General features: G+C 55.7%; 13 protein-coding genes. 12 read left to right on the forward strand and 1 reads right to left on the reverse strand.

The window, feature by feature from the left end:
* The 7 genes from DWB63_RS05700 to DWB63_RS05730 are packed head-to-tail and all read left to right on the forward strand — an operon-like array spanning position 1 to position 7458.
* Positions 1-507 carry an NADH-quinone oxidoreductase subunit J gene (locus DWB63_RS05700; protein ID WP_128327854.1) on the forward strand — a complete coding sequence of 169 codons (507 nt, stop codon included), beginning with the start codon at positions 1-3 and terminating at the stop codon, positions 505-507.
* Positions 508-510: 3 nt separating this feature from the next.
* Positions 511-819: an NADH-quinone oxidoreductase subunit NuoK gene (gene nuoK, locus DWB63_RS05705; protein ID WP_128327855.1), complete on the forward strand. Its 309-nt coding sequence runs from the start codon at positions 511-513 to the stop codon at positions 817-819.
* 5 nt (positions 820-824) lie between these two features.
* The gene (locus tag DWB63_RS05710) at positions 825-2369 is read left to right on the forward strand and encodes a monovalent cation/H+ antiporter subunit D family protein (protein ID WP_128327856.1); all 1545 of its coding nucleotides are present in this window, start codon (positions 825-827) and stop codon (positions 2367-2369) included.
* A 10-nt stretch (positions 2370-2379) separates the two neighbouring features.
* Positions 2380-2640, forward strand: a complete 261-nt coding sequence (locus tag DWB63_RS05715; RefSeq protein WP_128327857.1) for a hypothetical protein — start codon at positions 2380-2382, stop codon at positions 2638-2640.
* Positions 2630-4429: a Na(+)/H(+) antiporter subunit D gene (locus DWB63_RS05720; protein WP_128327858.1), complete on the forward strand. Its 1800-nt coding sequence runs from the start codon at positions 2630-2632 to the stop codon at positions 4427-4429. Before DWB63_RS05715 ends, DWB63_RS05720 begins: the two co-directional genes overlap by 11 nt.
* A gap of 23 nt (positions 4430-4452) precedes the next feature.
* The gene (locus DWB63_RS05725; protein WP_128327859.1) at positions 4453-5988 is read left to right on the forward strand and encodes an NADH-quinone oxidoreductase subunit M; all 1536 of its coding nucleotides are present in this window, start codon (positions 4453-4455) and stop codon (positions 5986-5988) included.
* Positions 5989-6000: 12 nt separating this feature from the next.
* Positions 6001-7458, forward strand: a complete 1458-nt coding sequence (locus DWB63_RS05730; RefSeq protein WP_128327860.1) for an NADH-quinone oxidoreductase subunit N — start codon at positions 6001-6003, stop codon at positions 7456-7458.
* 113 nt (positions 7459-7571) lie between these two features.
* On the opposite strand, the gene DWB63_RS05735 is transcribed toward DWB63_RS05730, so the two are convergent.
* Positions 7572-8087, reverse strand: coding sequence for a DUF2867 domain-containing protein (locus tag DWB63_RS05735; protein ID WP_128327861.1), 516 nt, complete (start codon positions 8085-8087; stop codon positions 7572-7574).
* A gap of 132 nt (positions 8088-8219) precedes the next feature.
* On the opposite strand from DWB63_RS05735, the gene DWB63_RS05740 reads away from it, so the two are divergent.
* The 5 genes from DWB63_RS05740 (at position 8220) to DWB63_RS05760 (ending at position 12476) form a co-directional block, all read left to right on the forward strand.
* Positions 8220-8957 carry a TetR/AcrR family transcriptional regulator gene (locus DWB63_RS05740; protein ID WP_128327862.1) on the forward strand — a complete coding sequence of 246 codons (738 nt, stop codon included), beginning with the start codon at positions 8220-8222 and terminating at the stop codon, positions 8955-8957.
* Positions 8944-10248, forward strand: coding sequence for an AarF/ABC1/UbiB kinase family protein (locus DWB63_RS05745; RefSeq protein ID WP_128327863.1), 1305 nt, complete (start codon positions 8944-8946; stop codon positions 10246-10248). The genes DWB63_RS05740 and DWB63_RS05745 overlap by 14 nt, the downstream gene beginning before the upstream one ends.
* 26 nt (positions 10249-10274) lie before the next feature.
* On the forward strand, positions 10275-10784 hold the full coding sequence (locus tag DWB63_RS05750) for a hypothetical protein (protein WP_128327864.1): 510 nt from the start codon (positions 10275-10277) through the stop codon (positions 10782-10784).
* Positions 10785-10992: 208 nt separating this feature from the next.
* A complete protein-coding gene (locus DWB63_RS05755; RefSeq protein ID WP_128327865.1) occupies positions 10993-11808 on the forward strand; it encodes a DUF169 domain-containing protein in 816 nt (271 codons plus the stop codon).
* Positions 11809-11909: 101 nt separating this feature from the next.
* Positions 11910-12476 carry a type I restriction enzyme HsdR N-terminal domain-containing protein gene (locus DWB63_RS05760; protein ID WP_128327866.1) on the forward strand — a complete coding sequence of 189 codons (567 nt, stop codon included), beginning with the start codon at positions 11910-11912 and terminating at the stop codon, positions 12474-12476.
* Positions 12477-12505 lie beyond the last annotated feature (29 nt).

Raw genomic sequence — 12505 nt, forward strand, 5'->3', positions numbered from 1 at the left:
ATGGAAGTCATGGCAAAAATAGCATTTGGCGTGTACACGCTCGTCATTTTAAGTGGGTCCATACTCGCGGTGACGAGCAGCAGTTTGGTGCGCGCCCTGGTGGGACTGATCACCACCTTGGTCGGTGTGGCCGGAATGTACTTGCTGCTGGCAACGCCGTTCATGGCCTTCATGCAGCTTCTCATTTATATCGGTGCGGTCAGTGTCCTCATCTTCTTCGCGGTCATGTTGACCAGGGCGGAGAAGGGCGGCGACGAAGGCGGCAAGGCACCCATGAAGACATATGTCTACGGGTTGGCGGCCACCATGGCTCCGGCGGCCCTGTTGGGTTGGCTGATCATGACCAAGCCCGTTGATTCCGTGGCCGTGCCTGTGGAAGTGACCATAAAGCAGCTCGGAGACGGATTGCTTGGGTCGTACTTTCTCCCCTTTGAGTTGATCTCGGTCATCCTGATGGTCGCCATGGCCGGAGCTGTGCTCCTGACCTGGGAAAAGAGGGGGAAGTAATAAATGAGTGCTCTTACCCTGTATCAAATTGTTGCTTTGATGCTCCTGTGTGCGGGCCTGTTCGGCCTGACCCAGCGCAGGAGCCTCGTCGGTATGCTGATCTCGGTGGAATTGATGCTCAACGGCGCAGGGTTGTCCATGGTGGCAGCAGCGCAGTTGACCGACTTCAGCGCGGTCCTCGGACAACTCGGCACCCTGTTCGTCATGGGACTCGCCGCAGCCGAGGCCACGTTGGTCCTTGCAATGATCGTGGTCGTTGCAAGGCGTTTCAAGTCCGCCAAAACCAGTGACATCACTACATTGAAGGAATAGCCATTATGGAAGGTGTAACAACATATATTCCAATTCTGCTGCCGGTGGTGGTCACTCTGCTTGTACCGCTCTTCATCTACCTCTGCCGAGGCGATGAGAATCGGCGCGAGGCGGTCAGCTTCATCGGCGCATTTCTGACGTTCGCCGCAGTGGCTTCGATGATCCCGAAAGTCCTGGCTGGACAGGTCCTTTACTACAAAGTGACCACGATCATGCCCGGAATAACCATAGCCTTTGCAGCCGACGGGCTTTCCATGGTTTTTGCCCTGGTTGCCCCGTTCCTCTGGTTCTTCGTGACCAGTTACAACATCGGTTACATGCGCGGGCTCAACGAGCACGCCCAAACCAGATATTACATCTGCTTCGCGGTGGCCATCTTCGGCGCCGTCGGCGTTGCGCTTTCGGCCAACGTGTTCACGCTCTATCTCTTTTACGAGATAATTACCGTGTTCACGTATCCGTTGGTTTATCATCATGAGGACGAGGAGGCCAAGATCGGTGCCCGCAAGTACATCGTTTACTTGATGGGTACTTCCAAGCTCTTCCTTCTGCCCGCCATGGTGCTTACCTACGTGCTGGTCGGCAATCTCGACTTCAACCTGACCGACATTCAACACGGCATGTTCTCGGCTGAGGTTATTGCCGAACATTCCAGACTGGTGTCGCTTACCTACTGGCTGTTCATCTTCGGCATCGGCAAGGCGGCCCTCATGCCTTTCCACAACTGGCTTCCGTCAGCCATGGTCGCGCCCACTCCGGTTTCGGCCTTGCTGCACGCGGTGGCCGTTGTTAAGGCGGGCGTTTTCTGTGTCTGCCGCATCGTGCTTTCGGCCTTCGGAACCAAGACTGCGGCCATGCTGACCATGAGCCAGATCTACGTGGGTTCGCCCGGTACCTGGCTTGGTGACCTGAGCCTCGGCATGGGCACGGCCTATATTGCGGCCTTTACCCTGACCGTGGCTTCATTCATCGCCTTGACCAAGGACGACATCAAGGCGCGGCTGGCTTACTCGACTGTAGCCCAGCTCTCCTATGTCGTCATCGGCGTGACCATGCTGGTGGATTCGGGCGTGCAGGGCGGCGTCATGCACATCGCTCACCATGCCTTTTCCAAGATCACACTCTTTATGGCGGCCGGCGCCATCTATGTCGCCTGCCACCTGAAGAAAATCAGTCTGATGGACGGTCTGGGACGCAGAATGCCGATCACCTTCGGTGCGTTCGCCATTGCTTCCCTGTCCATGATCGGCATGCCGCCGGTCTGCGGTTTCGTTTCGAAATGGTATCTGGTCAACGGTACGTTGGATGCACATCAATGGCCTTTGCTGGTGGCGTTGCTCCTTTCGACGGCGCTCAACGCAGGCTATTTCGTGCCCATCACCTACAGGGCCTTCTTCAAGAAGCCTCTGCCGGAAGCCAATATCGGACAGTATAACGAACCGTCCATGACCATGGTCATACCGCTGTGCATAACGGCATTCATCTCGGTGTTCTTGGGTCTGTATCCGCAGACATTCCTGAACTTCGTCAACGTTCTCGGCAAGTTCTAGGGGGTTTCATATGAGTCAAAAAGGATTGGGCGAACTTCTCGCCAAATGGAGAGACAATTGGAAGGCGTGGAGGATCATCTTCTTCGTCACGTTGGGAGTGCTGTTGGTGCTCAACGTTCCCTTTGTCACTCATCACCCGCACTTTGGTCTCGATAAGTACCCCGGGTTCTTTGCCGGATTCGGTCTTATCGTCGGGCTGGGAATGGTCATCATCATGAAGAAGATCATCCAGCCGTTCATTGCCCGCAAGGAGGACTACTATGGAGACTAGTGTGTTCTACCACCCCTCCATGGCCTTCCTTGCATTGGCCCTGTTGGTGCCGTTTGTTCCCACGAGTTTGTGGAAGAACAAGGCATTTCGTGGAGCCCTGGCACTGATTGCACCGCTTATCGCGCTCTATTCCATCTTTACGGTGGAGCCGGGCATGTACGGTTCGATAGAATACCTTGATCAATCCCTGCTGCTGGGGCGTGTGGACAAGCTGTCCATCGTCTTCGGCCAGGTCTTTGCGGTCATCGCCTTCATCGGTTGCATCTACGGTATGCATGTTGAAGATCGTGGTCACTACGTCTGTGGTTCGCTGTATGTGGCGGGCGGCTTCGGCTGCGTGTTCGCGGGGGACCTGCTGACGGTCTTCCTGTTCTGGGAATTGATGTCCATCGGTTCCACGTTCCTCATCTGGCAGGCCCGGACTCCCGAGTCCGTGGGCGCCGGTTTCAGGTACTTCGTATACCATACGGTGGGCGGACTCTTCCTGCTGGGCGGCTTGCTGCTCAAGTACAAGGCCACCGGTAGCTTCGCCTTTGACGGTGTGAACCCGGCCGAGGCTCATCTCTACGACTGGCTGATCCTGATCGGCTTTTGCGTCAACGCCGCCGTGGTGCCCCTGCATGCATGGCTGCCCGATGCATATCCCCGGGCATCCATTGCCGGTGCGGTCTACATGTGTGCCTTCACCACCAAAACCGCTGTCTACGTTCTGGCTCGCGGCTTCGCCGGATGGGAAGTCCTGGCTATCGCCGGAACCTGCATGGCGATTTTCGGTGTGCTGTACGCGTGCATTGAAAACAACGCCAGACGCATCCTGTCCTACCATATCGTTTCGCAGGTGGGGTACATGGTTGCGGGTATCGGCATCGGAACGGCCATGACGCTCAACGGCGCAGTGGCCCATGCCTATGCCCATATCCTCTATAAGGGGCTGCTCTTCATGGGCACCGGCGCAGTTCTCTACGCAGTGGGTACCGCCAAGCTGGATAAGCTGGGCGGCCTGGCCTACAGGCTGCCTTGGGTAATGGTGCTGTACATGGTCGCAGCCCTGTCCATTTCGGGTATGCCTCTGTTCAACGGTTTCATCTCGAAAACCATGACCATCGCGGGCGCGGCTGAGGCCCATCGCACTTGGCTGGCACTCGGCATGGAAGTCGCTGCCGTGGGTACGTTCATCTCGGTTGGTATCAAGCTCCCGTACTTCGCGTTCTGGGGCGGCAAGAAAGACTATACAGGTGAGATAAGATCGTTACCCTTTAATATGTATGTGGGCATGGCCCTCTGTGCCTTGCTCTGCATCGCCCAGGGCGTCTACCCCGAAATGCTGTATCACTACCTGCCCATGGCGGTTGAGGAACACGCATTCGTGCCCTGGACCCTCGACAAGGTCATCAACTCCGGCCTGCTGCTCGGTTTCTCCGGCCTGGCCTTCTATCTGACCCGCGAGATCATCACGCCGCACGCAAAGCTCAATCTGGACTTCGACATCTTCTATCGGCTCATCGGCAAGGTTCTCATGCGTGCCGTGTGCTGGCCGATCTCGAAGGTCGATGACGTCTGGACCGAGGTGTACAACACCGTGGGCCTGCGTTCGCTTATCGGCATGGGGAATGGCACTTCTTGGTTCGACAAGAAGGGCATCGACACAGTGGTGGACGGCAGCGCTTACACCGTCAGGAATATCGGCAGGGTCGGGGCCAAGGTCCAGACCGCAAATCTGCAGGATTACCTGGCTCTGGCAGCCGTTCTCGGCTTGGGCATTTTCGCCCTTGTATGGTACTTCGGCTAAGCCGGACAATCTAAGGAGAGCTCATTTTGGACTTCGGATATCCGGTACTTACAATATTGATCGCATTCCCGCTCATCGCGGCGTGCGGACTCTTCTTCCTGCGGGCTCCGCAGGTGGTGAGATATTACACCATGGCGGTGTCCCTCATCGAGTGTCTGCTTGCAGTGCCGCTCTTGGGCTTCAAATTGAACGCTGAATTCCAGTTCGTCGAACAGATCGACTGGGTCCACCAATGGGGACTCCAGTATTATCTCGGCATCGACGGGATCAGCATACTCATGGTCCTCCTGACCATCGCGGTTCTGCCGCTGTGTGTCATGTGTTCCTGGACCTACATAGGCAAACGCGAGAAGGAATTCCACTTCTGCCTGCTGTTCATGACCTCTGCGGTGCTCGGCGTTTTCTGCGCACTGGATCTGGTCCTGTTCTACGTGTTCTGGGAAGCCATGCTCATCCCCATGTACCTGCTCATCGCAGTATGGGGCGGAGACGATCGCAGGTACGCCTCGCTCAAGTTCTTCCTGTACACCTTGGCGGGTTCGACCCTGCTTCTGGCTGCCATCGTGGCCTTCAGGGTCACGGGCGGCACCTTCTCCATTCCGGAATTGATGGATATGAACTTCAGCTTCCGCTTCCAGTTCTGGGCTTTCCTGGCCATGGCGCTTGCCTTTGCCATCAAGGTCCCCATGTTCCCGTTCCACACATGGCTGCCCGCAGCGCATGTCCAGGCGCCTTCGGCCGGTTCCGTCATTCTGGCGGCCGTCCTGCTGAAGATGGGAACTTACGGTTTCCTGCGTTTCTGCCTGCCGCTGACTCCGGCTGCCTCTGAATACTTCGCCCCCATGATGATCGCGATTTCCATCGTGTCCATTCTGTACGGCGGAGCCATTGCCCTGGGACAAACCGACATCAAGAAGCTGGTCGCCTACTCTTCAGTGGGCCATATGGGCTTCGTCACCCTGGGCATATTCCTGTTCAACCAACGCGGCGTAGAGGGCGCGCTCTTCCAGATGCTCAACCACGGTATCGTCACGGGTGCACTCTTTATGATGATCGGCGCGGTCTACGAACGCAGCCACAGCCGCGATATCAAGGACAACATGGGCCTGGGCAAATACCTGCCGGCCTTCATGTTCTTTTGGGGCATGATGGCCCTGGCGTCCTTCGGATTCCCCGGAACCAACGGGTTCGTGGGCGAGATTCTGGTGTTTGTCGGTGCCTTCCAGAAATCCACCATCATCGGTATGTTCTGCGTACCCGGTGCGCTTCTGGCCGCTGCCTACATGTTCCGCGTCTCTCTGAAGATGGCCTGGGGTAAGCCTTCAAAGGCTGCCAAGTGGCGGGACTTGAACGCGCGTGAGTGGATATACCTGTCCATCCCTGCAGTGTTCGTGTTCTGGATCGGCCTGGCGCCAGCGCCGTTCTTCAATATCATCGACCCCTCCGTCGACAAGCTGCTCAACGACTTCGACAAGCGCAAAGTAGCGTCTGTCGAGTCCGAGCAACCGATGCAAACCGCTGCCCAAGACGTCCTTGATGTCTTGGCAGGCAAGAAATAGGGGGCTTAAGTCGTGAACTTCGATATCACTGCACTTGTCCCGGAGCTGTTCTTCTTCTGTGTGGTGCTGGCTCTCATGATCCAGTCCCTTGGCAACAAGGAGTGGAAACCGCCGGTTGAAAGATGGTTGCCGTTCGGCGCATGCGCCGCCTTCTTCGTGACCATCACAGGTTTCCATTTGCATGGCAGCATGTTCTGGGATGTCTACAAAGTGGACCTCATGTCCCAGTTCTTCAAGATCGCCATCACTTTCGGCTTCTATGTGACCGTGCTCAATGCGTCGCGTCAGCCGACCTTGGATGAAGGAAAACGGGCCGACTACTACATGCTGCTCGGCTTCTCCACTCTGGGCCTGATGCTGCTCGCCTCCTCGGTGGAGTTGATCACCATCTACCTGGCGCTGGAATTGGCTTCCTACTCCATGTATGCCGTCATCCCGCTGCGCGCCAAGAGCAAGGGCGCGGCCGAGGCAGGCGTCAAATACATCATGTTCGGTGCCGTGGCCACGGCGCTGGCCCTGTACGGCTTGTCCTACATCATGGCCAGCCAACACACCACGTACATCGCTGAACTCATGAACAAATCCTGGTCGTTCGCAGACCAGCCCATGGCCGTTGTCGGACTGTCCCTGTTCCTGGCAGGCATGTTCTTCAAGCTGGCCTTGTTCCCGTTCCACTTCTGGTGCCCGGACGTCTATCAGGGTGCCAGCAACGAAACTGCGGCCTTCGTGGCCACCATGCCCAAGATGGGTGCCATCGTGGTCCTGTGCCGTTTGGCCGTGCTCCTTAAGCCCGGCCTGGAGATCACCACCATCCTGGCGGTGCTCGGTGCACTTTCCATGACCTTCGGCAACCTCTCTGCCCTGGCCCAGACGGACATCAAGCGACTGCTCGGTTTCTCGTCCGTGGCTCATGCCGGGTATATCATGGTCGGTCTGGTCTCGGGCACGCCCGAAGGTCTGGGCGCAGCCGCCTTCTATGGCCTGGCCTATCTGGTCATGAACCTGCTGGTGTTCTGGGTTGTCTGCCGCATATCCACCGATGGCCGCAACCTGCAGTTGTCCGATCTGAACGGCTTGTACAAAAAAGCCCCGGTGCTGGCGTTCTCGCTGGCCGCCGGAGCGTTCGCCCTTGTCGGCCTGCCGCCGACCATGGGCTTCATGGGCAAGTTCTTCCTGATCACCTCTGCCTGGGATCATGGATACAACTGGTTGGTCATCACCCTGGTGGTGAACTCGGCTATCGCCATCTACTATTACCTGGGCCTGTTCAGACATGCCTTTACTGAAGAGACTGCGCCCGGCAAGGTTGCGGCTCCCGACAACGGCTGGTTTGCTTCGGCGGGCGCAGGCATGCTTGCGGCGGCGGTGCTGCTTATCGGCATGGTTCCGGCTCCGCTGTTCAACTTTGCCATCAATGCGGGCAAGACCCTGTACGGCATCACCGTCCACTTGGGTGGCGGCGGTCACTAGGCCACACTTGAACTGATACATTGAACCGCCCGGTTCGGCTGACGCCGATCCGGGCGGTTTCTTTTGTACTTAATGCTTATCTCATAATTACTTCCGTGATTGAAAGGAGATGGTCACTCCGGGAGTTGTTTCAGGGCATGTCTGGTCATGCAGTGGATGACCAGGTGGTGAAACGGGCGGATGACGTTGAAGTATATGCGTGCTGTCCAACGGAGATATGTGGCCGTGGTGACCACATGGAATCGGTTTGTTCCGTGTTGGGTAGGTTCACAAACCATCCCCAGGCATCCAGCGATCATGTCGTCTTTTGCTTCACCTAACCAATACAGATTTTCTTTGCCCGCCAAAACAGTGAAGAACGATCCGGGATCTCCTGGCGTGAAGGATAGGTCTTGGGGGGACATGGGCAATTGCCTGGGAATTTCATCCTGGCGTGTGCCCAGCATCAGCACGAAGTATTCGCGGACGCGATAGAGAAACCGCATCCAGCCCGGCATGTAAGCAAGGCAGTTCGTTACGAATTCCCGCAATGTGGCTGGTGATTCGACTGTTTTTACATGATAGTAGTCAATTTTTCCTATGGCTTTCACTATTTCGGCAAAAGCGTCATCGGTAGAATCATTGGTCATTTCAGCCTCCGTACGACGTTGTGTGAGGTGTTTTCGAGTTGGTTATTTGGCCATGCCTCTTGACCGCAATCTAAAACTGCTATACAAAAAAAGCAAGTTTAATTGCTTTAATCAATAGCAAGGCTGGAAAAAATGAAAATTAGCGCAGGAAAAAAGACAGAGAACAGACGCGCCATCCTTGAAGCTGCTGTGGATCTGTTGATCGAGTCCGGTTTCAAATCCATGAGTATGCGGGCGGTTGCCCGCAAGGCCGGTGTCGGGGACGCCACCATCTACAGCTATTTCCCCACGAAGGACGCCTTGATCTACGGGTATTACGAGGAGTCGCTGGAGGGTGCCGTTCGGAGCATGGCGGAGATCGACGACTTCGAACGTTTTGATCTTCGAGAAAAGTTGCAGTTGTTATTCGAGACTATTCTGGAAGGGTATCTGGCCGATCGTGAATTTGTGAGCGAGACATTTTCTTCGGTCTTTTTCCGTCCCGTCCCCGGCGGAAAGGGGGTGCGTGCCATTCGTTCACGGTTCCTGGAAATCGTTCGGGAACAATTTGACATTGCCACGGAGGCTGGCGAGTTGCCCGACATCATTCTCAAGGATTTGGTGTACCAGTGCATCTGGGATTATTTCATCGCCACCATACTGTATTGGCTTAAGGATGACTCGGAGCAATTTTCCAATACCACGTTGTTCATCGATAAGAGTCTGGACCTGGGCTATGTCATGCTGAAATCCGGGGTACTGGACAAGGTCACTGGGTTGGCTTCGTTTCTTTTCAAGTCGCATGTTTTGAGCCGGATCGAGATGATCATGGACGAGCGGGATACCTTTTCCCGTATCAAAGAGGAGTTCATGAGCCATGACGCCACGTGATGACACTCCCCAGGGGAGAATGGGCCGAGGGCTGGTCTATGGGGGTATGGCGGCACGTATGGGCGGAACATATCTTAAGTACGCAGCCCAAAAGCCGTTTTTTTCGATGGATGGGAAGACCCAGGCCAAGCGTACCATGAATGAGAAGAATGCGGAGGTCTTGTTCGGCGGACTGAGTCGGCTCAAGGGCACGGCATTGAAGATTGCCCAGTTGCTCAGTTTGGAGTTGGACATCTTTCCGCCTGAGATTCGTGCTCAATTGGAGAAGTCCTACACGGACGTTCCGCCCATGAACAGGGCCATGGCGCGCAAGGTGCTTATCAACGCGTATGGGACACGCCCGGAAAAAATATTCGAATCGTTCGAGTCCACGGCATTTGCCGCTGCCAGCCTCGGACAGGTACACCGGGCCGTGGATTTCGAGGGCAATGCGCTTGCCTTGAAAATCCAGTATCCGTCAATCCGGCAGACCATCCATGACGATATTCGCCTGCTCCGGGGACTGCTTCGTCCTTTTGCGGAGTACAGGACATTGGAACCGACCATAGAGGAGATTGAAACCCGTTTCATGGAAGAGACCGACTATTTGGCTGAAGCCGCAAATATACGTTTTTTCAGGAATAATCTCATATTGGATGCCATTACTGTACCTCATGTGTTCGAAGACCTGTGTACAGACCGGGTTTTGTGCATGTCGATCATGGAAGGACAGACGCTGAACCATTGGCTGGCGTCAAATCCGTCACAGGATGATCGGGACACCGTGGCCCGGCGGCTCAACCGGATTTTCCTGAAAAGTCTGTATGAGTTGGACTGCATTCATGCCGATCCGAATCCAGGGAATTTCATCATAGGAAACGATCTTACCATCGGGCTGGTGGATTATGGTTGCATAAAGCGGTTCACCCACGAGTTTGTGCTTATCTATAAAAAGCTCCCGCAGATCATCATCCGGGGAGATAAAGCTGCCTATTTTGATGCGCTGCGAGGCATGCAGATCGTTGACAAGGAGCTGAGTCCTGCGGTGGAGGAAGCGATTTTCGAGTGTGCCTACGCCGTTGGGAAGTGGCTCGGACGCCTGTATGAATCCGAGTTCTTCGATTTTGGCGCAGAGAGCGGCTTCATCAGTGAAGGAAAGGAGACAATGCGGGCCATGCTCAAGCAGCGCAGGCACTTCACCATGAATCCGGATTTGATTTTCTTGGACAGAACCCGCTACGGTTTGTTGCGTATCTTTGAGCAACTCAAGTGTCGGATATCCCTTCGCAACCCTTATGAAAATGATGATTGAAGAGTGTCCTAACATGGAGGTGACGAATGAAAATAACTGACCATGGCGGATGCGGTACCGTCTGCACTTTCAGCTTCACGGATAAACTGCTTGCCAGAACGACCTTCTCCCTGGGAATGGCGGTCGGCATGTACGGCATCTGGTTGTCCAGTCCGACCTTTGCTTTGGCGTATCTCGTTTACGCCGTAGGGAGTTATTTCCTGCTCATGCGATACACGGTCTGCGCGCGTTGTCCGCATCTTTTCCAGGCCAATGACTGCCTGTTCGCTCCTGCGTCGTCGGTAAAGCGCTTTGTTGCGCCAAGGTCCGGGCCGCTCACTGTCCGGGAACGCCTCATTCTCGTCTGTGCCGTTTTCGGGACCGCGGCCATCCCGGTCTATTGGCTCGTGTTCAGCCCATGGCTGTTGGTCCTCTATGCTCTTTTGGCCGGAGGCTGTTTCCTGGGGCTTGTCATGCGAATCTGCAGGAAATGCCAGGTTGAGGTCTGCCCCATGAACCGCAATGTGGATATCGTCCGTACACCCGGAAGCCCTTGAGCCGGGAGAGCGGTTGCTTTCCGGATGCCAGGGAAGGCGGATGCTTTTCCGGGCTGAAATGAACGCCATTATGTTGTCCTTGGAGTTCTTGTCCTATACAGGTGAAAGTGAGCGGATGGCGTGATCGTCATAATCGCCCCGAAACCGGTGATTGGTTTTCGTATCCGGTACCGGTCGCGATTCCATAGGGAAAAAAGTAGGAGTGATCATGGACAGTCTTATTCTGAAGCACCTCGTGCCCGAATTCGCCCCTGTTGCGATTGTCTGGAGCGACACCGTTCCCGCTGATGCATTTCAATTCAAAGAGGGCAGATTCGGTTGCGTTCTCTATCTCTTTGCCGAGGCATCCAGGCGAGGGAAGACCGCTGCCGGCTGCCGTGAAAACATACAATGTCCGGGCGGACGCGCCGCTTTGGGGCTTGGTATCGGCTTTGACGCCTCCGAAGCCATACTCGATCAACATGCTGCTTTGTTCAGTAAGGGGCTTTGCTCGGCGAGGAACCAGGAGGCCTACGAAAAGATAATGGCGAATTCGCCCCGGAATTGGCAGGAGATGTATGCATTCGGAGAACGCAGGCACGCCAGCGGCGATCTGGCCCGGGAGTGGATTCTTCACGGATTGCCACGGTACGATATCCCGAACAAATACGTCCTTTTTAAACCATTGAGTCGAGCGGAAGCCGGAGAGAATATTCGCGCAGTCATTTTTCCAGTAAATCCCGTCGAGCTTTCCGGCCTGGTCACCCTTGCGGGTTCGGTCATGTCCGGGACAGATCCCGTCCAGGTTCCCCAAGGCACGGACTGTACCAGCATAGCCGCTTTCCCCTATGCCCAGGCGGAATCGCCCGAGCCCCGGGCGGTTTTGGGCATGATGGGCCTTGATGGCCGGGAGATGATGCGCAAGCGGTTTCGGGATGATGTCTTGACGCTTACCGTGCCCATGCCTCTTTTCGAGCGCATGGAGGCCGAGGCCGCCGACAGCGTGTTTCAACTCTCATCCTGGGAAAAATTGCGCGGGCAGTGACGTTGTTTTTGAGATATCGTAGCCTTTGCGGCCAGTTCGACTCCCTTCCCTTGCATCATGCGGGGAGGGGAGTTATTTGTTGAGAACAAGGAAGTGGTTCTATGCACGAAACAAGTTTGGGCGGCACGCTCCGGGATTATCTGTCAGGCGAAGAGATCGACGAGACGACCTTTGAGGAATTCCGTCAGCTACTGGTTAAGTTGTTGGTGGAGGAAAAGGGGTACCCAAAGGACCGGTTCAAGGCCAAGGTTCCGATCAAGTATTGCGTGGATGGGGAGGATTATGAGCGGCCCATCGACTTTGTGCTCTATGACGGGCAAGGAAAGCCCGTCTTTATCATCATTTTTTGTGCGGGCAATGTGGCCACCTTTGAGCGGGAGACCGTGTGCGCGGGCAGACTCATCGAAGGCGGCCCGGTTCCCTTTGCACTGGTCACCGACACCATGGAGGCCTCGCTCATGGATGTGCGCACCGGAGAGCGGATCGCCCACGGCATGGATGCGGTCCCGGATTTCGATCGGCTGATGAAAATGGCGGATGACGCCGAGATCAAGCCCCTGACCGAAGAACAGCGCGAAAAGCAGACCCGTGTGTTCCACGCCTACTGCGGCTTCGTGTGCGGTGATCACTGCGAGTGTTCGCTGCCGCCCATGCCGGGGAAAAAGTGAGGTCGTAGATGGGCCAATTGCAGGAAATT

It is taken from the genome of Pseudodesulfovibrio sp. S3 (genome assembly GCF_004025585.1).
Lineage (GTDB): Bacteria > Desulfobacterota > Desulfovibrionia > Desulfovibrionales > Desulfovibrionaceae > Pseudodesulfovibrio.